The 22,344-nt window shown below is 64.8% G+C and carries 24 protein-coding genes and 1 other RNA gene; 10 read left to right on the top strand and 15 right to left on the bottom strand.

Annotated elements, in window-relative coordinates; genetic code table 11:
- Positions 1-178 precede the first annotated feature (178 nt).
- The gene (locus KUF59_RS42295) at positions 179-1,678 is read left to right on the top strand and encodes a phosphomannomutase/phosphoglucomutase (protein ID WP_212457962.1); all 1,500 of its coding nucleotides are present in this window, start codon (positions 179-181) and stop codon (positions 1,676-1,678) included.
- A gap of 159 nt (positions 1,679-1,837) precedes the next feature.
- On the opposite strand, the gene KUF59_RS42290 is transcribed toward KUF59_RS42295, so the two are convergent.
- The 10 genes from KUF59_RS42290 to KUF59_RS42245 form a co-directional block, all read right to left on the bottom strand.
- Positions 1,838-2,347, bottom strand: a complete 510-nt coding sequence (locus KUF59_RS42290; protein WP_212457961.1) for an Lrp/AsnC family transcriptional regulator — start codon at positions 2,345-2,347, stop codon at positions 1,838-1,840.
- A 110-nt stretch (positions 2,348-2,457) separates the two neighbouring features.
- Positions 2,458-3,369 (bottom strand): sugar kinase, encoded by a 912-nt coding sequence (locus tag KUF59_RS42285; RefSeq protein ID WP_212457960.1) that lies wholly within the window; start codon positions 3,367-3,369, stop codon positions 2,458-2,460.
- A gap of 12 nt (positions 3,370-3,381) precedes the next feature.
- Complete coding sequence (gene nudC / locus KUF59_RS42280) at positions 3,382-4,326, bottom strand: NAD(+) diphosphatase (RefSeq protein WP_212457959.1); 945 nt, start codon at positions 4,324-4,326, stop codon at positions 3,382-3,384.
- A gap of 10 nt (positions 4,327-4,336) precedes the next feature.
- Positions 4,337-4,756: an HIT domain-containing protein gene (locus tag KUF59_RS42275; protein ID WP_212457958.1), complete on the bottom strand. Its 420-nt coding sequence runs from the start codon at positions 4,754-4,756 to the stop codon at positions 4,337-4,339.
- Positions 4,757-4,866: 110 nt separating this feature from the next.
- Complete coding sequence (locus KUF59_RS42270) at positions 4,867-6,135, bottom strand: NAD(P)/FAD-dependent oxidoreductase (RefSeq protein ID WP_258768034.1); 1,269 nt, start codon at positions 6,133-6,135, stop codon at positions 4,867-4,869.
- Positions 6,136-6,143: 8 nt separating this feature from the next.
- Complete coding sequence (locus KUF59_RS42265; protein ID WP_212457956.1) at positions 6,144-7,271, bottom strand: muconate cycloisomerase family protein; 1,128 nt, start codon at positions 7,269-7,271, stop codon at positions 6,144-6,146.
- Positions 7,268-8,023 (bottom strand): SDR family NAD(P)-dependent oxidoreductase, encoded by a 756-nt coding sequence (locus tag KUF59_RS42260; protein ID WP_212457955.1) that lies wholly within the window; start codon positions 8,021-8,023, stop codon positions 7,268-7,270. Before KUF59_RS42260 ends, KUF59_RS42265 begins: the two co-directional genes overlap by 4 nt.
- Positions 8,023-8,817 (bottom strand): amino acid ABC transporter ATP-binding protein, encoded by a 795-nt coding sequence (locus tag KUF59_RS42255; RefSeq protein ID WP_212457954.1) that lies wholly within the window; start codon positions 8,815-8,817, stop codon positions 8,023-8,025. The genes KUF59_RS42260 and KUF59_RS42255 overlap by 1 nt, the downstream gene beginning before the upstream one ends.
- Entirely contained in the window at positions 8,814-9,476 is a 663-nt protein-coding gene (locus tag KUF59_RS42250) for an amino acid ABC transporter permease (protein ID WP_212457953.1), read from the bottom strand. Before KUF59_RS42250 ends, KUF59_RS42255 begins: the two co-directional genes overlap by 4 nt.
- 139 nt (positions 9,477-9,615) lie before the next feature.
- Positions 9,616-10,476 (bottom strand): transporter substrate-binding domain-containing protein, encoded by an 861-nt coding sequence (locus tag KUF59_RS42245; protein ID WP_212457952.1) that lies wholly within the window; start codon positions 10,474-10,476, stop codon positions 9,616-9,618.
- Positions 10,477-10,665: 189 nt separating this feature from the next.
- Here KUF59_RS42245 and ffs point away from each other — a divergent pair.
- The 6 genes from ffs (at position 10,666) to KUF59_RS42215 (ending at position 14,614) form a co-directional block, all read left to right on the top strand.
- Positions 10,666-10,762, top strand: an RNA gene (ffs, locus tag KUF59_RS42240) — signal recognition particle sRNA small type.
- 95 nt (positions 10,763-10,857) lie between these two features.
- Positions 10,858-12,678, top strand: coding sequence for a DNA polymerase III subunit gamma/tau (locus KUF59_RS42235; RefSeq protein WP_212457951.1), 1,821 nt, complete (start codon positions 10,858-10,860; stop codon positions 12,676-12,678).
- Positions 12,679-12,835: 157 nt separating this feature from the next.
- Positions 12,836-13,153 carry a YbaB/EbfC family nucleoid-associated protein gene (locus tag KUF59_RS42230; protein WP_212457950.1) on the top strand — a complete coding sequence of 106 codons (318 nt, stop codon included), beginning with the start codon at positions 12,836-12,838 and terminating at the stop codon, positions 13,151-13,153.
- A 4-nt stretch (positions 13,154-13,157) separates the two neighbouring features.
- The gene (gene recR / locus KUF59_RS42225; protein WP_212457949.1) at positions 13,158-13,760 is read left to right on the top strand and encodes a recombination mediator RecR; all 603 of its coding nucleotides are present in this window, start codon (positions 13,158-13,160) and stop codon (positions 13,758-13,760) included.
- A 26-nt stretch (positions 13,761-13,786) separates the two neighbouring features.
- On the top strand, positions 13,787-14,218 hold the full coding sequence (locus tag KUF59_RS42220; RefSeq protein WP_212457948.1) for a hypothetical protein: 432 nt from the start codon (positions 13,787-13,789) through the stop codon (positions 14,216-14,218).
- A 9-nt stretch (positions 14,219-14,227) separates the two neighbouring features.
- Positions 14,228-14,614, top strand: coding sequence for a hypothetical protein (locus KUF59_RS42215; RefSeq protein ID WP_212457947.1), 387 nt, complete (start codon positions 14,228-14,230; stop codon positions 14,612-14,614).
- On the opposite strand, the gene KUF59_RS42210 is transcribed toward KUF59_RS42215, so the two are convergent.
- The 3 genes from KUF59_RS42210 to KUF59_RS42200 form a co-directional block, all read right to left on the bottom strand.
- Positions 14,615-15,976, bottom strand: coding sequence for an AmpG family muropeptide MFS transporter (locus KUF59_RS42210; RefSeq protein WP_212457946.1), 1,362 nt, complete (start codon positions 15,974-15,976; stop codon positions 14,615-14,617). It abuts the gene before it with no gap.
- A gap of 220 nt (positions 15,977-16,196) precedes the next feature.
- Complete coding sequence (locus KUF59_RS42205; protein WP_212458171.1) at positions 16,197-16,463, bottom strand: GIY-YIG nuclease family protein; 267 nt, start codon at positions 16,461-16,463, stop codon at positions 16,197-16,199.
- A gap of 135 nt (positions 16,464-16,598) precedes the next feature.
- Positions 16,599-17,798 carry a DNA recombination protein RmuC gene (locus KUF59_RS42200; RefSeq protein ID WP_212457945.1) on the bottom strand — a complete coding sequence of 400 codons (1,200 nt, stop codon included), beginning with the start codon at positions 17,796-17,798 and terminating at the stop codon, positions 16,599-16,601.
- A gap of 170 nt (positions 17,799-17,968) precedes the next feature.
- Here KUF59_RS42200 and def point away from each other — a divergent pair, with 170 nt between their 5' ends.
- The 3 genes from def (at position 17,969) to truA (ending at position 20,290) form a co-directional block, all read left to right on the top strand.
- Positions 17,969-18,496, top strand: a complete 528-nt coding sequence (gene def, locus KUF59_RS42195; protein WP_212457944.1) for a peptide deformylase — start codon at positions 17,969-17,971, stop codon at positions 18,494-18,496.
- Between the two features lie 121 nt (positions 18,497-18,617).
- On the top strand, positions 18,618-19,553 hold the full coding sequence (gene fmt, locus KUF59_RS42190; protein WP_258768032.1) for a methionyl-tRNA formyltransferase: 936 nt from the start codon (positions 18,618-18,620) through the stop codon (positions 19,551-19,553).
- Entirely contained in the window at positions 19,553-20,290 is a 738-nt protein-coding gene (gene truA / locus KUF59_RS42185) for a tRNA pseudouridine(38-40) synthase TruA (RefSeq protein ID WP_212457942.1), read from the top strand. Before fmt ends, truA begins: the two co-directional genes overlap by 1 nt.
- A gap of 132 nt (positions 20,291-20,422) precedes the next feature.
- On the opposite strand, the gene dapE is transcribed toward truA, so the two are convergent.
- Both dapE and KUF59_RS42175 read right to left on the bottom strand, forming a co-directional pair.
- Positions 20,423-21,601: a succinyl-diaminopimelate desuccinylase gene (dapE, locus tag KUF59_RS42180; protein ID WP_212457941.1), complete on the bottom strand. Its 1,179-nt coding sequence runs from the start codon at positions 21,599-21,601 to the stop codon at positions 20,423-20,425.
- A complete protein-coding gene (locus tag KUF59_RS42175) occupies positions 21,598-22,191 on the bottom strand; it encodes a DUF805 domain-containing protein (protein WP_212457940.1) in 594 nt (197 codons plus the stop codon). The genes dapE and KUF59_RS42175 overlap by 4 nt, the downstream gene beginning before the upstream one ends.
- Positions 22,192-22,344 lie beyond the last annotated feature (153 nt).

Genomic DNA, 22,344 nt, shown 5'->3' with positions numbered 1-22,344 from the left:
CTCCGCCGAATATTTCGCGACATTGCAGTTATTTGCCCGCCTCGAAGGCAGTTAAGGTTTCTCCGTTACCAATCTGCCGCAATTGTCAGCCATAAGCCGCTAATCCCGCCTTCCGCTACGCCAAGGCATTCGCTATGGCTGCGGTCATTCCTCTGTCCATTAACGAGACCGGTCTTCAATGTTCCCCAAGCCGAAATCCGTGCTGCTGCCCAACACCTATGCCTTCGAATCCGAGCCGATGGTGAAGGCCACGGGTTTTCGCGAATACGACGCCCGCTGGCTGTTCCAGAAGGAAATCAACCTGATGGGCGTGCAGGCGCTCGGCATGGGGCTGGGCGCGCTGATCGCCGAGCTCGGCGTCAGCCAAGAGATCGTCACAGGGCACGACTTCCGCGGCTATTCGGCCTCGATCAAATATGCGCTGATCTCCGGCCTGATGGCGGCCGGCTGCAAGGTGCACGACATCGGGCTTGCGGTGACGCCGATGGCCTATTTCGCGCAGTTCGATCTCGACGTGCCCTGCGTCGCCATGGTCACGGCCTCGCATAACGACAATGGCTGGACCGGCGTGAAGATGGGCGCCGACCGGCCGCTCACCTTCGGCCCCGATGAGATGACGCGGCTCAAGCAGATCGTGCTCAACGCCGAGTTCAAGAACAAGGCCGGCGGCTCCTACCAGTTCCACGAGAATTATCCGGCGCGCTACATCGCCGACCTCACCAGCCGCCCGAAGCTGAAGCGCAGGCTCAAGGTGGTCGCGGCCTGCGGCAACGGCACCGCCGGCGCGTTCGCGCCGCAGGTGCTGGAGGCGATCGGCTGCGAAGTGATCCCGCTGGACACCGAGCTCGACCACACCTTTCCGAAATACAATCCGAATCCGGAAGACATGGAGATGCTGCACGCGATCCGCGACGCGGTGCTGCATCACAAGGCCGATGTTGGCCTCGGCTTTGACGGCGACGGCGATCGTTGCGGCGTGGTCGACAACACCGGCGAGGAGATCTTTGCCGACAAGGTCGGCGTGATGCTGGCGCGCGACATGTCGGCGATCCACAAGGACGCGCAGTTCGTCGTCGACGTGAAGTCGACCGGTCTGTTCGTCACCGATCCCGTGCTGCAGAAGCAGGGCGCCAAGACCGCCTATTGGAAGACCGGCCATTCCTACATGAAGCGCCGCACCAACGAGATGGGCGCGCTCGCCGGCTTCGAGAAATCCGGCCACTTCTTCTTCAACAAGCCGTTTGGCCGCGGCTATGACGATGGCCTGGTTTCGGCGATCGCGATCTGCGACATGCTCGACCGTGCGCCCGGCAAGTCGATGGCCGATCTGAAGGACGCGTTGCCAAAAACCTGGTCGTCGCCGACCATGTCGCCGCATTGCGCCGACGAGGTCAAATACGGCGTCATCGACGCGGTGGTGAAGCACTTCGAAGGCTTGCACAAGAATGGCGTGAAGATCGGCGGGCAGTCGATCCGCGACCTCGTCACCGTCAACGGCGTCCGCGTCACGGTGGAGGACGGAAGCTGGGGTCTGGTGCGCGCCTCCTCCAACAAGCCGGAGCTCGTGGTGGTGGTCGAGAGCCCCGTCTCCGCGCAGCGCATGCACGATATGTTCGAGATGGTGAACAGCGTGCTGGGCATCCATCCCGAGGTCGGCGAGTACAATCAGAAGATCTGAGCAGTTTCAAAGATGCTGGGCGCCCCTATCTCCGCCGTCATGCCCGGCCTGTCCCGGGCATCCACGCCTCTCCTCATGCGCGAATGCAAAGACGTGGATGGTCGGGACGAGCCCGGCCATGACGATTGCCGAAGGAGCGTCGCCCTCCGTTGAACAGCCTTACGCCGCCACCACCGCCGGGATCGGCAGCGCGGTGACCGACTTGATCTTCTCCATCGCAAAGCGCGAGGTGACGTTCTTCAGCGGCACCGCGCTGATCAGCTTCTTGTAGAACACGTCATAGCTCTGCATGTCCGCGACCACGACGCGCAGCATGTAATCGACGTCGCCGGCCATGCGGTAGAACTCCATCACCTCGGGCATGGCGCTGACGGCCTCGGCGAACTTCTTCAGCCAGGCGTCGGAATGGTCTGAGCTCTCCACCGACACGAACACCGAGATGCCGAGCCCGATCTTGTTCTGGTCGACCAGGGCGACCCGCTTCAGGATCACGCCGTCGGCCTCGAGGCGCTGGATGCGCTTCCAGCAGGGGGTGGAGGACAGGCCGACCCGGTCGCCGATCTCGGCGACGGACAATGAGGCATCGTCCTGGAGCACCATCAGGATCTTGCGATCGATGGCGTCGAGGCGGCGGTTGGTCTCGGGGAGTTGGACGGCGAGGTCGGTCATTTCAGAGAACTTTGTTCCATTATGAGGGCTAGTTTCCCTGATATAGAGAAAATTCTTCTATCGCAAGCCTATAATCTCGGCGCCACTGTCGCACCCCCGTCCGGGGCGGATCACAAAAGCTCTTCAACTTCAATACGTTGTGGGGCGGACGAGCCGCCACCGAAGCGGGTGCATTTCAGCGCTGCCGCCGCAGAGGCGAATCGCAGCGCTTCCCGCGCATCCCGGCCTTCGGCGAGCCGAAGCGCGAAGGCGCCATGGAAGACATCGCCGGCTCCGAGCGTGTCCACCGCCTGAACCGGAAAGGCGGCCGTTTCCTCCAACTCGCCCCTCTCGTTCAACCAGATCGTCCCATGCGGGCCTCGGGTGGCGGCCAGGAAGGCCGGTGTCACCCCGGCGAGGTATTTCAGGGCTTCGCCGTCATCGGCAATGCCCGCGGTCTCCTGCACCTGTTCGCTCGCGAACAGGATGTGCGAGGCCGCCGTGAGCAGGGTGTCGTTCAACAGCATCGCGCGATCAACGCCGACGATGACGGGAATGCCGCGCCGGCGCGCCGCGTCACAGAGCTCGATGCAAAACGCCGCACAGCGGCTTTCGACGAGGATCGCCTGGCAGTCGGCAAGCAGTTCGTCGGCGTCCGGCAGCGTCACGCGCCACAGGCCGGGATCGCGGTAGATGGTGAGGGTGCGCTCGCCGGTCGCGTCGATCGCGATGGCCGACACGGGCGTCATTACGCCCGCCATGCGTACGACATGCCCGGTCTCGATGCCCTCGCGGGCCATCTGGTCCAGAATGAATCCGCTCGATGCCTCGCCGGCATCGCCCATGGGACCTGCCAGCGATGCGCGGCCACCCAGTCGCGCGATTGCGATGGCGGCGTTGAGCGCGTTGCCGCCGCAAATCTCGGAGAGATGGGTGGCGTTGGCCTTGCTGCCGCGCGCGGGCACGCTCTCGACGCGAAACGTCAGGTCGCGCACGGGAATGCCGATGCAAAGGATGCGCGGCGCCGTGCCTGATGCGGACAAATTCGTTCTCCGCTAGACGCCGTCTTTCCCGCGCACCCAGCGTCCGAGCAGGTGATGGGCGATGGCAAAGGGATGCGGACCGGCGAGCCCGTCGGGATGGGTCCGGGACAGCATCAGGGCCGCCTCGTCGCGGGTGAACCAGCGCGCCTCTTCCAGTTCGGTGCGGTCGACGACGATGTCCTCGTTCAGCGCCCGCGCGCTACAGCCGATCATCAGCGACGACGGATAGGGCCAGGGCTGCGTCATGTAATAGGCGACATCAGTGCAGCGGATACCGCTCTCCTCAAAAATCTCGCGGCGCACCGCGTCCTCGATCGTCTCGGCCGCTTCGACGAAGCCGGCGAGGCAGGAATACATGCCCGGCGGAAACTGCTTCTGGCGTCCGAGCAGGCATTTGTCGCCGGACGCCACCAGCATGATGACGACAGGATCGGTGCGCGGAAAGTGCTCGGCCTTGCAGGCAGGGCAATCGCGCTTCCAGCCGCCTTCCTTCATCGCGCTGCGCTGACCGCAGTTGGCGCAATAGCCGTGGCGCTGATGCCAGCTCACCATCGACTTTGCCATCGCGATCGCGGAAAGCTGATCGGGCGGGATCGCGCCCTGCATTGCCATGCCGCGCAATTCGGTGACGGCATAGTCGTCGCGGCCCATCAGCTTCTCGGCCGCGGCCTGCGGCATGCCCATGCCGAACACCGCCGCGCCGTCGCGCAGCCCCAAGAAGATGGTGCCGGGATTGGCGCCGCATTTGGTCGCCTCGTCGATCGACAGCAGCGCACGCACGCTGTCGCCCTCGCGCTTCACCAGCAGCGAGTCGCGGTAGATGACATAGGCGCGCGAGGTGGATTTGTGCTCCAGCGCGAACAGCTTTTCGTCATCGCGACGCAGATGCGCGGCGCGGTCGAGGATGCTGGTGACGAAGGCCGGCTGTCCCAGGGGAAATGCGTCGAATGCTGACATTATTGCTCTTTCAACCCAACCAGATCTTGCGGCGAAGCGCGCTGATGAAATTTTGAACTTCCGTGGCGTCATGCGCCAGCGGCGGCATCACGCCCCAGACCGGACGCGGCCAGGCCGCATCGCTGGTCCGCCGCGCGATGATGTGCACGTGAAGCTGCGGCACGAGATTGCCGAGCGCTGCGACGTTGAGCTTGTCGCATTTGGTGATCTCTTTCAGAGCGCGCGAGACGCGCGAAATCTCCGTCATCAACTGCGCCTGCTCGACCTCGTCGAGATCGATGATCTCGACCGCATTTGCGCGGCGCGGCACCAGCAGGAGCCAGGGGTAGTGGGCGTCCTTGATGACGAGGACTTTTGACAAAGGCAGATCGCCGATGTCGATCGTGTCCTCTTTCAATCGGGAATTCAGCGACCAGGCGGGTTCGGGCATGAAGGTTTCCGGATCGCCCGATGGATTCGGGCTTGGTGGGGCAGGCCTCTGCTTGTTTGGATCAGACCATACGATACCGATTCCCCGAGGGGAAGGATTGCAGGCTCAGATCACCACATCCGAAATCGCGCAGCAGAATAGGGCCGAAGTGGAATCGAGGGCGAGCGCCCCGCGATCACATCAGCGACAACCGCAGCCGTGGCCGGTCCAGCGGCGAGGCCGACATGACCGTGGCCGAACGCATGCACGATGTGGTGACAGGCGGAGGCCGGCCCGATCACCGGCAGCCCATCCGGCGTCGACGGGCGGTGGCCCATCCAGCGGCTCAGTCGCGTCGGCAAAATATCTTTGGGCAGTGCCGGATAGGTCCGGCGCAGATGATCGAGCAGCACCTGCGCGCGCTTCCAGTTCGGCGGCGCATCGATCGCGGCGAGCTCGACCTGGCCCGATGCGCGCAGGCCTTTTGACGTTACCGTGTTCCCCATCTTGCCGTCGCTCGGCATCACGGGTGTGTGCGGCGCGGCTTCGGGATCGGCGACGACGACGTGATAGCCGCGCTCGCTCGTAAGGCTGACGCGGTCGCCGGCCGCAAGCGCCAGCCGCTTCGACCAGACGCCTGCCGCGATCACCGCGCGATCGCACGCGATCCTGCCTGTGGCGGTCAGGACCGCGTGCAGCTTGCCGTCGGTAATGTCGAAGCCGGTGGCCCGCGCTCGCGCAAGTGTCGCGCCTTGCGCGACGGCATGACGGACGAGCGCCGCGACATAGGCGCCGGGATCGACGCAATGCGCACCCGCTTCGACGAGCACGCCAAAACGATAGCGCGGATCGAGCGTGGGCTCACGCGTCTGCAATTCCTCGCCGGACAGCTCGCGCCATTGCACGCCATTATCACTCCGCAGCCGCCATGCCAGTGCTTCGGCCTCAAAGGCCTGGCGGTCGGGATAGGCGTAGAGCAGACCATTTTGGCGGATCAGCTCCGGCACGCCTGCTTCAACCGCAAGCCGTGCATGGCGCACGGGAGCGTCGTTGAGCAACGGCGACAATGCACGCGCGGTCGCTTCCACGCGCGGCACCGTGGAGCCCGCCAGGAGGAAGCGCGTCAGCCAGGGCAAGAGGCGCGGTAGCGCCGTGATGCGTATGGTCAGCGGCCCCAGCGGGTCCGCGAGATATCCCGGCACCTTCTTCCACATGCCCGGCATCGACATCGGCACGACGGAGGCGGGACTGAGCCAGGCGCCATTGCCAAAACTTGCCGCCTGCTCGCCGCCGGGCTCGCCCGGCTCGATGATGGTGACGCGATGGCCGTCGCGCAGCAATTCGAGCGCGGTCGCCGCGCCGACGATACCTGCTCCGATGACGGCGACATGCAGGCTCATGAGACAGGTCAGGCTTCGGCGAGCACGCGCGCATTGGCGCGCACGGAAGCTTCGCTGACGCGAATGCCGAGGCCGGGGCCGTCGGGCACCACGACATGGCCGGCGCGGTTGGCAACGCGTTCCTCCAGCACGTCCTCGGTCAGCACGTGATGCGGCATGTAGAATTCGCAGCCCAGCGAGATGCCCGGCGTTGCGGCGATGAGCTGCGTGCCGGCGGCGAGCCCAATGCCGCCCTCCCACAGCGTGCCGCCATAGCCGGGCAGGCCGGCGATATCGGCGATCGCCATGATGGCCTGCGCCTCGAACAGGCCGCCTGCCTTCATCAGCTTGATCGAGACGGCATCGGCCGCCTCGCGGCGCACCACCTCCATGATGTCGCGGCGATCGAAACAGCTCTCATCGGCAAGCACCGGCGTCTCAAGCGCAGCGGTCAGCTGCGCCATCACGTCGAGAAATTTGCGCGGCACCGGCTGCTCGATGAAGGTCGGCGCAAACTCTTCGACATCGCGCAGAATCTTGATCGCGCCGAACGGCGCCAGCGCCTGGTTGTAGTCGACGCGCAGATCGACCTTGTCGCCAAATTCTTTCCGGATCGCCGCGAGATGATCGAGATCCTCGCGATGCGGTTTTACGCCGGTCTTGACCTTGTAGATGACGTTGCCGTCCGGAACCATCTTGCGCATGCGCTCGAGGTCGGCGGCAAAATCGGGGTCCGCAATCGAGAAGGAGAGCGGGATGGTGTCGCGCACGCGGCCGCCGAGGAGATCGGCAATCGACAGGTTCGCGGATTTGCCGATGATGTCGAGCAGCGCCATCTCGATTCCGACCTTGGCCTCGGCGTGCCCGACCAGCGCGCGGTCAAGTTCGGCCATCAGCGCGCGCACGCGCTTGACCGGTTTCTTCAGCACGATCGGCCGCAGATAGATGTCGAGTGCCGAGAACGCAGCCTCGGGCGTGCCCGTGAAGACTTCCCACGGTGCTGCTTCGCCCCAGCCGACCACGCCGTCGCTCGAGGTGAGCTCGATCAGCACGCGCTTGACGGTGCCCTTGACGTTGCCGACGCCCTGCAGGCGGGCCATCTTGATCGGGCTTTCGATCAGGAACAGCCTGATACGTTCGACGGTCGCTTCAGTCATGTCAGGCCTCCATTGACGTGCCAGATCTGGCCCGTGACGTAGGACGCGGCCGGCGATGCCAGGAAGGCGATGACCGCGGCGACCTCGTCGGGCCGTCCGCGGCGCCCCATCGGGATCGACGCCTCGGTCGCGGCAATCTGCTCCGGCGAGAGCTTGCTCTCGGCCGGCTTGTCTTTTGCGATCAGCCCCGGCGTCACCGCATTGACGGTGATGCCGTCCTTCGCGAGCTCGACGGACATCGACCGCACCATCGCTTCCAGTGCCGCGCGGCTTGCCGCGGTCGCGGCGAACGGTGCGAAATCGGGACGGAAGATGTGCGCGACGAAGGAGGATACGGCGACGATCCGCGGATCTTTTGCGGCTCGCAGCAATGGAAGTGCAGCGTCAGCCAGTCGTGTAAAGGCAAGCGCGGATTCGTCCATCGCCCGTCGGAATTGATCGGCGGGAACGCCGATCGTGCTGCCACGCCGTGCCGATCCCCCGATCGAGATCAGCGCATCGAGCCGGCCGAACGCACGCTGTACTGCCGCGACGGCTTCCGTTGCGACCGAAGCTTCGGCGAGGTCGCCCAGACTCATGGCGACCGCGGCCCCCTTTGCGCTGGCGTCGTTTGCGGTCTTGGCGAGGCCGGCCGCATTCGCACGCGTGTGCAGCAGCAGCGCCGTGCCCGGTGCGGCAAGCAACCTTGCCGTTGCGGAGCCGATGCCACTGGCGGCACCGGTGACGAGATAGGCGCGATCGATCTTGGGCATCACGGTGTCGCGGTGGCGGGCGGCAGGGCGCCGGTGCGGTGGAAATGGCTGAGGAAGGCTTGCGTCGCCGCCTCGCGCGGATTGTCGATCACCTGACGCGCCGGACCTTCCTCGACCACGACGCCGTCGCGCATGAAGACAACGCGGTCGGCGACTTCGCGGGCAAAGGCGATCTCGTGGGTGACGATCACCATGGTCATGCCTTCGGCGGCAAGCTGCTGGATCACGTTCAAGACTTCGCCGACAAGCTCGGGATCGAGTGCCGACGTCGCCTCGTCGAACAGCATCACGTCGGGCTCCATGGCGAGCGCGCGCGCGATCGCGACGCGCTGCTTCTGGCCGCCCGAGAGCGTCGCCGGATATTGATCCGCCTTCTCGGCGAGCCCGACTTTTGCAAGCTGCTCCCGCGCCAGTTTTTCGGCATCAGCCTTCGGCATGCGGCGCACCGTGACCGGCCCCTCCATCACATTGCCGAGCGTCGTCATGTGCGGAAACAGGTTGAAGTGCTGGAACACCATGCCTGTGGTGGCGCGAAAGCGCGCGAGCGTCTTCACGTCCGGCAGTCTTGCCCCAGTGCCGAACTCGAACTTGGTGTCGCCGACGCGGACGCTGCCGCCGTCGGGAACGACGAGCAGGTTGATGCAGCGGAGCAGCGTCGATTTGCCCGAGCCCGACGGCCCGATCAGCGCCACCACGCCGCCCTTGGCGACGTCGAGGCTGATGTTCTTCAAAACCTCGTTGCTGCCAAAGCTCTTGCGCAGCGACAAAACCTCGATCTTCGGCGTGTCGCTCATTCGCTGACCGCCATGCGCTTCTCGCCGCGGCGGACGAGGATGGTCAGGGGAATGAGGATCGCCGCATAGGCGACCGCCACGGCGGTGTAGGTTTCCAGGGGACGGTAGCTGTCATGGGCCGCGACTTGGCTCTGATAGACCAGATCAGGCACCGCGAGCACCGAGACCAGCGAGGTGTTCTTGAACTGGATGATCGACTGGTTCATCAGCGCCGGGATCATGCGCTTGATCGCCTGCGGCAGCACGATGCGCCGCATGCTCTGGCCCGGCGTCATGCCGAGCGCGGCGCCGGCCTCGGACTGACCCTTGTCGATCGAGACGATGCCGCCGCGGATGATTTCCGAATAGAACGAGCCGCCATATAGCGACAACGCCAAAGCCGAGGCCGTGATCGGCGTCATCTCGACGCCCGCCAGGATCGGCAGTGCGTAGTAGAACCAGATGAGCTGCACCAGGATCGGCGTGCAGCGGAACGCCTCGATGAAGACAAGCGCGAGCGTGCGCACCGCGGTGAAGCGGGAGAGGCTGCCGAAGGCGGCAATGAGGCCGCAGACGAGCCCGCACACCACGATGACCACGGTGAAGCCGACGGTGACCCCGAGCCCGTTCAGGAAGAGCCAGCGATAGCTCCAGAGGATGCCAAAGTCCCACTGATACATGCGTGCGTTACTCGTCGTGCGTCCTGGCGGCTTACACCGTCATTCCGGGGCGCGACGAAGTCGCGAACCCGGAATCCAGAAGTTGTGGCGCGAGATTCCGGGTTCGCCCTTCGGGCGCTCCGGAATGACGGTGGAAGGCCTACAGCGAAACGCCCGGCGGGATGTCCGCCTCGGTCACGCCCACCAGCTCCATGTTCGTGATGATTGCGTTGCGGATGAAGCCGAGGCCTTTGTTGAAGTCGATCCAGGTGTTGACGTAGTCGCGCCAGGTCTTGTCGGTCTCGCGCCGGAAGCCGGCGTTCGAGGTGGTTGCGAAGATCGGCGTCGGCAGCACGAACTGGCCGAGCGAGGGATTCTTCTTCAGCACGGTCAGCGACAGCATGGTGATGAGACACTGCGCATCGACGCGGCCGGTCTGCAGCGCGGCGGTGGCATCGTCGGCGGTCTTCAGCCGCGTGATCTGGGCCTTCGGCGTCAGGCGGCTGACCACCTGGTCGTGCGAGGACCCCTGGTCCACGGCGATCTTGATGTCGGGCGAGTTCAGCTCCGCCCAGCTCTTCGGCTTGAAATCCTTCTTGCAGAGAATGCCGAAGGCGTTGTTGAAGACCGGCACCGAGAAATCGATCACCAGCGCGCGCTTCGGGGTCGGGTTGAGGCCGAAGAAGATGTCGATCTTGTTGGACTGCAGGTCCAGCACCGAATTGCCCCAGGTGGTCTCGGTGATCTCGAGCTCGGCTTCCATGTCGTCGGCCAGCGCCTTGGCGATGTCGATGTAAAAGCCCTTCCACTGCCCGGTCGAAAGATCCTTCATGTAGTAGGGGGCGCCGCCGCCGACCGCGCCGATCCGCATCTTCTTGGTGCGGCGGATGCGGGCAAAGGTCGTTTCGTTGGGATCGGCCGCCGTCTGAGCCGCAGCCGGGGAAACGAGCGCGCCTGTCGTGACCGCGGCGCCGAGTGCGCCCAGCCCGACAATCGATGCAACATCACGACGTGTAACCATTTGAATGATCGCTTTTCTGGTTGGGTGGAGTTCCAGGAGGGTTATTACCAAGGCGGCCCCATCAGTGAAAGCACAGCCTCTTGGCGCCAAGGACTAGATCTTGCGCCGGGGTTTGCCCGGATGCTGGGCAAGCATATCCGGGCCGATACCCGCTTGCTTTCCGGCCCTTTTGGCCCCAAATAGGGACCGGGAGATTGGCGGTGGACGAGCCACTCGCCAACCGGGTCAGGTCCGGAAGGAAGCAGCCCTAACGAGGTCCGGATCGGGTCGCTCGTCAGTCTCCTACCTGTTTTTCGAGCGGATAGCGCCGGCGGGACAACCGCCAGCGCACGCTCCTTTCCGCAAAAGCCGGCCGAGAGACATTTCATTGCGGATCGATCGATGACCGACGCTGGCGGCCCCACGAATCCTGATGACCCCAGCGGCGCCCAGCCGGGCACCCCGTATCGGGTGCTGGCGCGAAAGTACCGCCCGTCCTCCTTCGACGATCTGATCGGCCAGGAGGCCGTGGTCCGCACCGTCTCCAACGCGTTCGAAACCGGCCGCATTCCGCAGGCCTGGATCCTCACCGGCGTCCGCGGCGTCGGCAAGACCACCACTGCGCGCATTCTGGCGCGCGCGCTCAACTACGAGATGCCGGACGGTTCGGTGAAGGGTCCGACCATCCACATGCCGACGCTGGGCGTGCATTGCCAGGCGATCATGGAAAGCCGGCACATGGACGTGCTGGAGATGGACGCGGCGTCCCACACCGGCGTCGACGACGTCCGCCAGATCAATGACAGCGTGCGCTACGCACCGGCGAGTGCCCGCTACAAGGTCTACATCATCGACGAAGTCCACATGCTGTCGACAGCGGCGTTCAACGCCTTCCTGAAGACGCTGGAGGAACCGCCGGAGCACGCCAAATTCGTGTTCGCGACGACCGAGATCCGGAAGGTTCCGGTCACGGTGCTGTCGCGCTGCCAGCGCTTCGACCTGCGCCGCGTCGAGGCCGACGTGCTGATGAAGCACCTCGCCAATATCGCGACCAGGGAAAGCGTCGAGATCGAGCCGGAGGCGCTCGGGATCATCGCGCGCGCCGCGGAAGGTTCTGTGCGCGACTCGCTGTCGCTGCTCGACCAGGCGATCGCGCATGCGGCGGGCAGCGTAAAGGCCGACGCCGTCAGGCAGATGCTGGGCCTCGCCGACCGCACCCGCGTCATCGACCTCTTCGATTCGCTCGTACGTGGCGACATCGCCTCCGCCTTTAGGGAGTTCCGCGACCAGTACGACACCGGCGCCGATCCGATCGTCGTGCTCTCTGACCTCGCCGAATTCGTCAACTTCGTCACCCGCGTCAAGATCGTGCCTGCGACCGCCGACAACGTCGCCTATGGCGAGACCGAGCGGCTGCGCGCGCGCGACTTTGCGTCAAAGATCTCGATGCGCGTGCTGTCGCGGATGTGGCAGATGCTGCTCAAGGGCATCACCGAGGTGCAGGCTGCAACGCGGCCGGCGGCCGCGGCCGAGATGGTTCTGGTCCGCATCGCCTATGTCGCGGACCTGCCGACGCCGGACGAAGCGATCAAGATGCTGGAGCAGAATGGCGGCGCCTCGCCGGTGGTGAGCGGCGCCAACGCAGCGCGCAGCGCGCCGACCGCGCCTGTCGCTTCGGCGGCACCCGTCCGCGCGCCGACCTCGTCGCCGCCATCGTTCGGCGGCGGTGCGCGTCCGCAAATGGCTGCGCCGCCGGCGCCGCAGGCTGCTTCTGCACCCGCGCTGCGCATCACGAGCTTTACGCAGCTCGTCGCGCTCGCCGGCCAGAAGCGCGACGTCATGACCAAGGCCGCGCTCGAAGGCGACATGCGCCTGGTGCGGTTCGAGGATGGGCGGCTGGAAGTTGCGCTCGAGCCCAATGCGCCGAAGTCGCTGATCACGGAACTGCCGCGCAAGCTCGAGCTCTGGACCGGCCGCCGCTGGACCGTCGTGGTGTCCAACGAGCAGGGCCAGCCGACGCTGCGCTCGGTGAACCAGGCCGCCAAGCAGGAGCATGCCCGGAGCGCCGAGGCCGATCCGCGCGTACAGGAGGTGCTGTCGCGCTTCCCCGGCGCCAAGGTCGTCGAGGTCCGCAGGCTTGCCCCCGAGGCGCCTGAAACCAATATTAACGCCGACTACGGCAGTGACGATCCGCCCGACGGTTCCGACGGCGATGATCTCTAGAGCGTTTTCAAGCGAAGTGGACACCGGTTCGCGTAAAGAAAACGCGTCAAAACAAGAATCTAGAGCATGATCCGGATCCGAAGGACCGCGTCAGCGCAAAGTGTGAAGCGGTTTTCCGCCAAGATCATGCTCAAACAACAAGCTAAGGACAGGACCGATGGCTGATTTTCTCGGCATGATGAAGCAGGCCCAGCAGCTTCAATCCAAGATGCAGGCGATGCAGGAAGAGCTCGGCAATCTCGAGGTCGAGGGCATCTCCGGCGGCGGCCTGGTCGCGGTGCGCATGACCGCGAAGATGGACGTGAAGGGCATCAAGATCGATCCGTCGCTGATGAAGGCGGAGGAGCGCGAGGTGCTGGAGGATCTTCTGGTCACCGCGCTCGCCGACGCGCGGCGCAAGGCGGAGCTTGCGATGCAGGAGAAGATGCAGTCGCTCACCGGCGGCCTCGGCCTGCCGCCGGGATTGCTCGGCTGACATCATGCCCGCCGTTGCCGGACCCGAAATCGAGCGCCTGATCCAGCTTCTGGCGCGCTTGCCCGGTTTGGGCCCGCGCTCGGCGCGGCGCGCCGCGCTGCATCTGATCAAGAAGCGCGAGGCGCTGATGATGCCGCTATCTGCAGCGCTTCAGGTCGCGCTCGACAAGGTCCAGGTCTGCAAGACCTGCGGCAACATCGACACCCAAAATCCCTGCACGGTCTGCACCGATCCGCGGCGCGATCCAGCCATCATCGTCGTCGTTGCCGACGTCGCCGATCTCTGGGCGCTGGAACGGGCCAACGCGACGCAAGGCCGCTACCATGTGCTTGGCGCGACATTGTCGCCGCTCGACGGCGTCGGCCCGCAGGATCTCACGATCGATGCGCTGGTTGCCCGGGCACATAACGCCGAAGTCCACGAGATCATCCTGGCGCTGAACGCGACGGTGGACGGTCAGACCACGGCGCATTACATCACCGACCTCTTGCAGGACGCCAATGTGAAGGTCACCCGGCTCGCGCACGGCGTGCCTGTCGGCGGCGAACTTGATTATCTCGACGAAGGTACGCTATCGGCTGCGATGCGGCAGCGGACTCTGTTCTAGCCATCCCAACGACGGAAACGGACGACATGACGAAACGACGATTCGGCAAGCGGCTCGCTGTGGTTGCCACGATGATGACGCTGGTGACGCCTGCCGTATCCGCGCAGCAGGGCGACGTGCCGCCGTCCAAACCTGGCAAGCCGATCAACACCGGCGACGTGCTCTCCGGCGAGCTCAACGCGATGAAGGTCCGCGGCGGCAAGAACGGCAAACACGTCGCGACCTACCAGATCACGTCTGAGCCGCGCCGCCTGCCGGCGCCGAGCGGGCTCTGCAATCTGGAAACCGGCCCCGAAACGTTCCAGCTCGTCACCTCCAGCGACGCCCAGGCCGCGCAACTGAAGTCGTTCGTCGGCAAGGAGATTTCGGTGAAGGTCGACGAGGTCGCCTGCGCCAGCGATCCCGGCCAGATGAGTGAAGCCGTGATCACCAAGTGGAGCTTGGTGAAGAAGCAATAGGAGTTTTCCATGTCGCCGCTGTCGCGCCTCGCCTGTATCGCGCTTGCCTTGCTTGCGCCGGGTAGCGCGGCCGAGGCGCAGGCGCCGATCAAGAACGGCGACACGCTGACCGGCACCTTGCGCATGGTGCGCACCCGCCACCCCAACGGCACCAGGATCGAGGCCTACCAGATCGTCAGTGCGCCGCGGCTGATGCCGGCGGACGACGACTTTTGCGAGGCCGGCAAGGGCGTCACCACCTTCCACCTCTTCACGATGAGTGATGCGGCGCACAAGCAGCTCAAGCCGCTACTCGGGAAGACCGTCTCGGTGCAGGCGACCGCGCTGTTCTGCTCGCAGACCGCCTGGCACATCGGCGATGTTGCAGTGCCCGAATGGGCGATAGTGGGGAAGTAGCTAAACCCGCACCGGCCCCAACTGCTCAAAATGCCCGCGCTTCTGAAGCCAGGTGAGCAGCATCAGGCTGGGAATCGCGACTAGCACGCAGATCACGAAGAACATCGGCCAGCCCACACTCTTCGCGACAAAGCCCGCGCCTGACGACAGATAGGTCCGCCCGACCGCGGCGAGCGCGGTGAGCAGCGCATATTGCGTCGCCGTGTGCAGCGGGTTCTGGCACAGCGCCGAGAGATAGGCGACGAAGATCACGGTGCCGATCGCGCTTGTAAAATTCTCGGCGCAGATGGCGAGCGCCAGCGCCCATTGATTGGTGCCGACCACCGCGAGCCAGGAGAAGGTGAGATTGGCCAGTGCCTGCACCACGCCGCCGATCCACAAGGATGCTGCGAGCGGATAGCGCCGCGCGACGAAGCCGCCGGCAAAGCCGCCGATCAGCGTTGCGGCAAGGCCAACTCCTTTGACGATCGCCGCATAGTCGTTGCGGGTGAAGCCGAGGTCGATCACGAACGGCGCGGTCATGGTGCCCGAAAACGCATCGGTGAACTTGAACAGCACGACGAAGGCGAGCGCCGCGAGCGCATCCTTGCGCGACAGGAATTCCGAGAAGGCGCCGACCGCAGCATGCACGACGCGTGCAAAGGCGGTGTCCGCCTGTGTGGCCGCTTCGGCGCGCGCGGATTGCTCGGGCTCGGTGGCGGCAAGCGCGGTGATGGTGCCGATCAGCACCAGCGCCGCCATCACCACATAGCCCCACATCCACGCCGACGACCGCGGAATGCCGGTGCCCTCAAAACCGGAGACGATGAACAGCGCGCCCGCGGTCGAGACCAGCATGCCGATGCGATAGGCCGCGACATAGGACGCCATGCCGGCAGCCTGCTCGCTCTCGGGCAGGCTCTCGACGCGGAAGGCGTCGACCACGATGTCCTGCGTCGAGGACATCGTCGCCACCAGAAGCGCGCCGAGCGCGCAATAGAACGGCGAGCGCGCCGGGTCGGTCAGGGCCAGCAACAGGATGGAGATGATGAGGAGCAGTTGCGAGAACAGCAGCCAGCCGCGGCGGCGCCCGAACGCGCGGGTGAATAGCGGCACATGCAGCGCATCCACCAGCGGCGCCCACAGGAATTTCAGCGTGTAGGGCGTGCCGACCAGCGCGAACAGGCCGATGGTCCCGAGATCGACCCCGGACTCCCGCATCCACACCAGCAGCGTCGATCCCGACAGCGCCAGCGGCAGGCCGGACGAGAAGCCGAGGAACAGCACGATCAGCACCCGCGGCTGGGTGTACACGGCCAGGCTCTCGCGCCAGGACGGGGAGGGCTTTTCGGTCGCAGATGCGGTCGCGTCAGGTGCGGTCATGAGGGGGTGTTAGCAGATTCTGGCAGAAAAGCCTTCCGCCGATGTCAGTGAGGCGGAAGGCCTCTCAATTCCTCTCAGTGTCATCGTCCGCGAAGGCGGATGATCCAGTACTCCCCGGCGCTTTCGGTTCAATCACGACCGCTGCGGCGTACTGGATGCCTCGCCTTCGCGGGGCATGACACCGTTATGGTCGCCCGGCTATCCCGGGATATAGGTCGTCCTAGTTTGGATTGTGCTGCTCAATCAACCGAACCTTCCAGGCTCTATTCCACTTTTTCAGGCGCTTCTCGCGCTTGATCGCGTTTTCGGGGTCGTCGAACTGCTCAAAGTACACGAGCCTGACGACATCGTAGTCCTTCGTGAAGCTCTCGACCAATTTCAGCTTGTGCTCGGCAACCCGGCGGATGAGGTCATTGGTCACGCCGATATAGAGCGTGCCGCCGATCTTGCTGGCGAGGATGTACACGTAGTAGCAGCGTCCGCCCATCTGCCGCCGTCCCCTCTCAGTGTCATCGTCCGCGAAGGCGGACGATCCAGTAGCCACCGGCGTCTCGGTTTAATCACGACCGCCGCGGCGTACTGGATGCCCCGCCTTCGCGGGGCATGACAGTGTGGCTCAAAATCACTCCCCCGCCTGCAGCTTCCGTGGAAACAGCTCCGGCGTCGTCGCCACCAGCCGCGGTCCCTCGGCCGGCGCGTCGGTCTTGCTGAAGTCGAGTTCCTCGATTCGGCCCGCGCGCTTCTCGATCTTGTCGGCGGAGATCAGGACCTGGCGGACGTCCTCGTTCACATCGGCAAAATGCTTCTGCAATTTCAGCACGCGGTCGCGCAGGCGCCCCAGATCGTCGCCGAGCTTGATCACCTCGGTGCGGATCTGGTCGGCAGCGTCGCGCATGCGCGCGTCCTTCATGATCTGCTGCATGACCTGGATCGCGAGCATCAGGAGCGAAGGCGACACCAGCACGACGCGGGCGCGATAGGCCTTTTGGATCACATCGTCGAAACCGTCATGGATCTCGGCGTAGACCGATTCCGACGGCACGAACATCAGCGCCATCTCCTGGGTCTCGCCGATGATCAGGTACTTTTCGGCGATATCGCTGACATGCTTCATCACGTCGCCACGCAAACGTTGCGAGGCGGTGCGCCGTTCCTCGTCGCTGCGCGCGTCGTGCAGCGCGGTCATCGCCTCGAGCGGAAATTTTGCGTCGATGCAGAGCGGCCGCTGGTCGGGCAAGAACACCACGCAGTCCGGCCGCTTGCCGGTCGAGAGCGTGAACTGGAACTCGTAGGAGCCTTTGGGCAATCCGTCCTGGACGATCGCCTCCATTCGCGCCTGGCCGAAGGCGCCACGCGACTGCTTGTTGGCGAGCACGTCGCGCAGGGTCGTCACCTGCGTCGTCAGGTCGGTGAGGTTCTTGTGCGCATTGTCGATGATGCCGAGCCGCTCGTGCAGCGCGCGCAGGCTCTCCATGGTGTTACGGGTGGTGTGTTCCATGGACTGGCCGACGCGATGGGTCACCGAATCCAGCCGCTCGTTGACCGCGCGCGCCATCTCGGCCTGGCGTCCCGCGAGCGTCTGCGCCATGGCATCGACCCGGCCATTGTTCTCGCTCTGGGCGCGCAGCATTTCGCTCAGCCGCTCCTCGAGCTCGTCGGCGCGGATGGTCTGGGCGATCGCGAGTTCCGCCCCCCGCCGCGAGGATTTTGCGATCACGACGGCAATGACCAGAAGCAGGATGAGGACAAGTGCGCCGAAGCCGACCGCCACGTCGATCGTGCGCACCGGCCAGTCGCCAGCCATGAAAATGATCTCGTTCATGGCAGCACTTCTATCCGATTCGGTATCCGGCGCGAACGAATAGCGAACATTTATGGTGAATGCGCGGTTAATTTTTATGGTTAACGGAAGCCTAATTTTTATGGTTAGCGGACGGTTAACGCGTTGCCGCCCGCATTGACCGCATCCCCCCTGCGGCTTAAATCGCGGCCATGGCCCTCAGAGAAATCATCATCCTGCCCGACAAGCAGTTGCGTCTGGTCTCCAAGCCGATCGAGAAGGTCACGGCGGAGATCCGCAAGCTCGCGGACGACATGTTCGAGACCATGTACGACGCGCCCGGCATCGGGCTCGCGGCGATTCAGGTCGCGCAACCCCTGCGTCTCATCACCATGGATCTCGCCAAGCGCGACGAGAACGGCGAGACCAAGCCGATCCCGCGCGTCTTCATCAATCCGGAGATCATCGCCTCCTCGGAAGAGCTGTCGGTCTACGAAGAGGGCTGCCTGTCGATCCCCGAATATTACGAGGAGGTCGAGCGCCCGGCGAAGGTGCGCGTGCGCTTCACCGATCTCGACGGCAAGGTGCATGAGGAGGATGCCGAAGGGCTCTACGCCACCTGCATCCAGCACGAGATCGACCATCTCAACGGCGTGCTGTTCGTCGACTATCTGTCGAAGCTGAAGCGCGACCGCGTGATGAAGAAGTTCGAGAAAGCCGCCAAGCGCGCGGGGGAGTAGAAGCGCACTCGGTCGTCATGCCCGGCTTGTCCCGGCCATCCACGCCTTGCTGCCTCACGGAAGAACGTGGATGCCCGGGACAAGCCGGGCATGACGGAGAAACAGGACAGAACGCCGCCACATGCCCCTCCGTCTCATCTTCATGGGCACGCCTGATTTCTCGGTGCCGACGTTGCTGGAGCTCACAGCCCACGGCCACGAGATTGTCGCCGTCTATACGCGCGCGCCGAAGCCGGGTGGGCGGCGCGGCCTGCAATTGCAGCCGACCCCGGTCGAGGAGGCCGCGCGAAAGCTCGGTGTCCCCGTGCTGACGCCGAAGACATTGAAGACGCCCGAGGCGCTTGAGGAGTTTCGCGCCTTTGACGCCGATGCCGCCGTCGTTGTTGCCTATGGCATGATCCTGCCGCAGGCCATCCTCGATGCGCCAAAGCTCGGCTGCTACAATCTTCACGCCTCGCTCCTGCCGCGCTGGCGCGGTGCTGCTCCCATCAATCGTGCGATCATGGCAGACGATGCCGAGAGCGGCGTCATGGTGATGAAGATGGATGTCGGGCTCGACACCGGCGACGTCGCCATGGCCGAGCGCCTCGCGATATCGGACACCATGACCGCGGCCGATCTGCATGATCGTCTGTCGCGGCTCGGCGCCGACCTGATGGTGCGGGCGATGGCTGCGCTCGAACGCGGTGGGCTGCAATTGAGGAAGCAGCCCGAGGACGGCGTCACCTACGCCGCCAAGATCGACAAGTCGGAGGCGCGGATCGACTGGAGCAAGCCGGCGCGCGCGGTGCTGCGCCACATCCACGGCCTGTCGCCGTTTCCCGGCGCCCGGGCCGAGCTTGCCGGAGTGACCGAGAACGCACGCGTCAAGATTTTGCGATGCGAGCTGGCGAAGGGGCATGGCGCGCCCGGTGACGTCCTCGATGATCAGCTCACGGTCGCCTGCGGCGACGGCGCGATCAAAATCCTCGAGCTCCAGCGCGAGGGCAAGGCGCGGATGCAGGCCGGTGACTTCCTGCGCGGCGTGCCGCTGAAGCCGCCGATGCGGCTCGCTTGATGCCGCGCTACAAGCTCACCATCGAATATGACGGCGCGCCGTTCTGCGGCTGGCAGGTGCAGGAGACGCTGCCTTCCGTGCAGGGCGCGCTGGAGACGGCTGTCAAGGCGATGTGCGGCGCTGACGTGCGCGTGCACGGCGCGGGGCGCACCGATGCCGGTGTCCACGCGCTCGGCCAGGTCGCGCATGTCGATATCCAAAAGCCGTTTCCACCGGATCGCCTGCGCGACGGCTTGAACGCGCATCTGCGCCCGCATCCGGTCGCGGTGTTGAGCGCGGAGATCGTACCGGAGACATTCGAGGCGAGGTTCTCCGCAATCAAGCGGCACTATCGCTACCGTATCGTCAACACCCGCGCCAATCTCGCGCTCGACGTCGGCCACGCCTGGCGCGTGTCGCGCAAGCTCGATACCGACGCGATGCACGTGGCCGCCCAGCGTCTGCTCGGCAAGCACGACTTTACGACGTTTCGCGACACCGAGTGCCAGGCCAAATCGCCGGAAAAGACGCTGGATCAGCTCGACGTGCTCCGCGACGGCCGCGACGTCACCATCCTCACCTCGGCGCGCTCCTTCCTGCACAGCCAGGTGCGCTCGATGGTGGGCTCGCTGGTCTGGGTCGGCGAGGGACGCTGGACCGCCGACGATCTCGCCGCAGCATTAGCCGCCCGCAACCGCGCCGCCTGCGGCATCGTCGCCCCGCCGGACGGGCTGTATCTGGTGCGGGTGGATTATTAGAGCGCCATGCCGCCTCAGGCGTCATGGCCGGGCTTGTCCCGGCCATCCACGATCTTGCTTCGGTGCCGCAAAGACGTGGATGCCCGGGACAAGCCCGGGCATGACGGCGGAGAAATTGGCGTGAGCTGAGCCTTACCCAAAATACCTTTGCAGTATCCCCGCATACACCTTCGTCAGCTTCTCCAGATCCGCCACCGGTGTGCGTTCGTCGATCTGGTGCATGGTCTGGCCGACGAGGCCGAACTCGATCACCGGGCAATAGCTGGAAATGAAGCGCGCGTCCGAGGTGCCGCCTGATGTCGACAGCTCCGGCTTGCGGCCCGTCACCTCCTCGATCGCTGACACCGCAAGGTCGGTGAACGGGCCCGGCTTGGTGACGAACACGTTGGAGTTCGACGGCTCCCAGACGATGCGGGCGCGGATGCGGTTGCCGCAGGCTTTTGTCATGCGCTCCTCGACCAGCGCACGCAGGCTCGCCTGCGTGTGGTTGTCATTGTAGCGGATGTTGAATTTTGCGCGCGCCTGGCCGGGGATGACGTTGTTGGCAGTGTTTCCAACGTCGACCGAGGTGAATTCGAGATTCGAGGCCTGGAACTGCGCGCTGCCATGGTCGAGCGGCTCGTCTGATATCGCCACGATCAATCGCGAAATGTCCGGCACCGGATTGGCGGCGCGATGCGGGTAGGCGACATGACCCTGCACGCCGTCGACATACAGCGTGCCGGATTGTGAGCCGCGGCGGCCGACCTTGATGGTGTCGCCGAGCGTCTCGACATTCGACGGCTCGCCGAGCACGCAATGATCGAACTTTTCGCCGCGCTCGGCAGCCCATTGCAGCAGCTTGATGGTACCGTTGATGGAAACGTCTTCCTCATCGCCCGTGATCAGGAAGGAGATCGAGCCCGAGCCTGATTCTTGGCCGTCCGTGCGCGGCTTGCCGCCATTGGCGGCGAGATGCTCCAGCACCGCGGCGACGCTACAGGCGATGCCGCCCTTCATGTCGACAGCGCCGCGGCCGTGCAGAAAACCGTCCTTCACCTCGCCGGAAAACGCACCGACGCTCCAGGCGCTCTCATCGCCGGGCGGCACCACGTCGGTGTGGCCGGCAAAGGTGATGTGCGGGCCGTCAGTGCCGATCCGCGCATAGAGATTGTCGACATCGGCGGTGCCTGCTTCGCTGAAGGTCACGCGGTGGCAGGTGAAGCCTGCTTCAGTGAGGAGCTTTTCAAGCACCCCCAGCGCACCGGCATCGGTCGGGGTTACGGAGGGGCAGCGGATGAGGTCGCGGGCAATGGAAAGGGCATCGGTCATGCGCCCGGCTTAACACGCCATTGCGGCGGCGGGCCAGCCTTCTGCGCGGCCATTTCCTGCTCGTGGCTCCGGTCCCAGCCGAGCTCGCTTGCGGGTGAGACGAAGAGCGGATTGGCGCCAAAGCGGTTGGTCTTGCGCGAGCCGCGGAAGAACAGCAGCTCGATGCCGCCCCAGGTCGCGAGGACGAACGAGATCAGTCCGAGCGTGAAGCCGATATAGTCGTTGTTGATCCGATCCAAGAACTGGTTGATCAGGCCGGGCAGGACGAAGAAGGGAACAACCCACCAGGCGCTCTTGTCGCGGTCATGCAGACGCTTGATGGCGGCTGCGGCAAACACCCACGTGAACAACGGCGTACCGACCAGCTTGACCAGAGCAAGCGGAAAGTCGGCGCGCGACAGTGCGTGATAGGTGGCGGGGTCAACGACCTTGAAGATGTCGTCGACCGAGAAGCCGAACTTGCGCGCGCCGAACGCCGCGACGATTGCGGCCATGAAGGCCATCCAGCAGACGATGATCAGCCCGGCCAGCCAAAATTTGGCGCGGTTGATGCGGCCGTTGAAGCTGAAGAGGTACCAGGTCCAGTCCATGACAAAACCTCCGGGCGGCAGGGGCCACCCGGAAATAAGTCGCAATGGAGGGAGGGCGGGTTCGATCCGCTGCCCGCCCCGTCATCCTGAGGTGAGAGCGTAGCGAGCCTCGAAGGATGAATGGCCGAGATCCGGCCGGGCCGTCGCCCTTTG

Source organism: Bradyrhizobium arachidis (assembly GCF_024758505.1).
Taxonomy (GTDB): domain Bacteria; phylum Pseudomonadota; class Alphaproteobacteria; order Rhizobiales; family Xanthobacteraceae; genus Bradyrhizobium; species Bradyrhizobium manausense_C.
Note: the sequence above shows the minus strand (reverse complement) of the source record. Positions and strands in the feature narration are given on the sequence as shown.

Coding starts and splice junctions, on each gene's coding strand:
- KUF59_RS42295 (WP_212457962.1), top strand. CDS start 179: ATGTTCCCCAAGCCGAAATCCGTGCTGCTGCCCAACACCTATGCCTTC.
- KUF59_RS42290 (WP_212457961.1), bottom strand. CDS start 2,347: ATGACCGACCTCGCCGTCCAACTCCCCGAGACCAACCGCCGCCTCGAC.
- nudC (WP_212457959.1), bottom strand. CDS start 4,326: ATGTCAGCATTCGACGCATTTCCCCTGGGACAGCCGGCCTTCGTCACC.
- KUF59_RS42275 (WP_212457958.1), bottom strand. CDS start 4,756: ATGCCCGAACCCGCCTGGTCGCTGAATTCCCGATTGAAAGAGGACACG.
- KUF59_RS42270 (WP_258768034.1), bottom strand. CDS start 6,135: ATGAGCCTGCATGTCGCCGTCATCGGAGCAGGTATCGTCGGCGCGGCG.
- KUF59_RS42265 (WP_212457956.1), bottom strand. CDS start 7,271: ATGACTGAAGCGACCGTCGAACGTATCAGGCTGTTCCTGATCGAAAGC.
- KUF59_RS42260 (WP_212457955.1), bottom strand. CDS start 8,023: ATGCCCAAGATCGATCGCGCCTATCTCGTCACCGGTGCCGCCAGTGGC.
- KUF59_RS42255 (WP_212457954.1), bottom strand. CDS start 8,817: ATGAGCGACACGCCGAAGATCGAGGTTTTGTCGCTGCGCAAGAGCTTT.
- KUF59_RS42250 (WP_212457953.1), bottom strand. CDS start 9,476: ATGTATCAGTGGGACTTTGGCATCCTCTGGAGCTATCGCTGGCTCTTC.
- KUF59_RS42245 (WP_212457952.1), bottom strand. CDS start 10,476: ATGGTTACACGTCGTGATGTTGCATCGATTGTCGGGCTGGGCGCACTC.
- KUF59_RS42235 (WP_212457951.1), top strand. CDS start 10,858: ATGACCGACGCTGGCGGCCCCACGAATCCTGATGACCCCAGCGGCGCC.
- KUF59_RS42230 (WP_212457950.1), top strand. CDS start 12,836: ATGGCTGATTTTCTCGGCATGATGAAGCAGGCCCAGCAGCTTCAATCC.
- recR (WP_212457949.1), top strand. CDS start 13,158: ATGCCCGCCGTTGCCGGACCCGAAATCGAGCGCCTGATCCAGCTTCTG.
- KUF59_RS42220 (WP_212457948.1), top strand. CDS start 13,787: ATGACGAAACGACGATTCGGCAAGCGGCTCGCTGTGGTTGCCACGATG.
- KUF59_RS42215 (WP_212457947.1), top strand. CDS start 14,228: ATGTCGCCGCTGTCGCGCCTCGCCTGTATCGCGCTTGCCTTGCTTGCG.
- KUF59_RS42210 (WP_212457946.1), bottom strand. CDS start 15,976: ATGACCGCACCTGACGCGACCGCATCTGCGACCGAAAAGCCCTCCCCG.
- KUF59_RS42205 (WP_212458171.1), bottom strand. CDS start 16,463: ATGGGCGGACGCTGCTACTACGTGTACATCCTCGCCAGCAAGATCGGC.
- KUF59_RS42200 (WP_212457945.1), bottom strand. CDS start 17,798: ATGAACGAGATCATTTTCATGGCTGGCGACTGGCCGGTGCGCACGATC.
- def (WP_212457944.1), top strand. CDS start 17,969: ATGGCCCTCAGAGAAATCATCATCCTGCCCGACAAGCAGTTGCGTCTG.
- fmt (WP_258768032.1), top strand. CDS start 18,618: ATGCCCCTCCGTCTCATCTTCATGGGCACGCCTGATTTCTCGGTGCCG.
- truA (WP_212457942.1), top strand. CDS start 19,553: ATGCCGCGCTACAAGCTCACCATCGAATATGACGGCGCGCCGTTCTGC.
- dapE (WP_212457941.1), bottom strand. CDS start 21,601: ATGACCGATGCCCTTTCCATTGCCCGCGACCTCATCCGCTGCCCCTCC.
- KUF59_RS42175 (WP_212457940.1), bottom strand. CDS start 22,191: ATGGACTGGACCTGGTACCTCTTCAGCTTCAACGGCCGCATCAACCGC.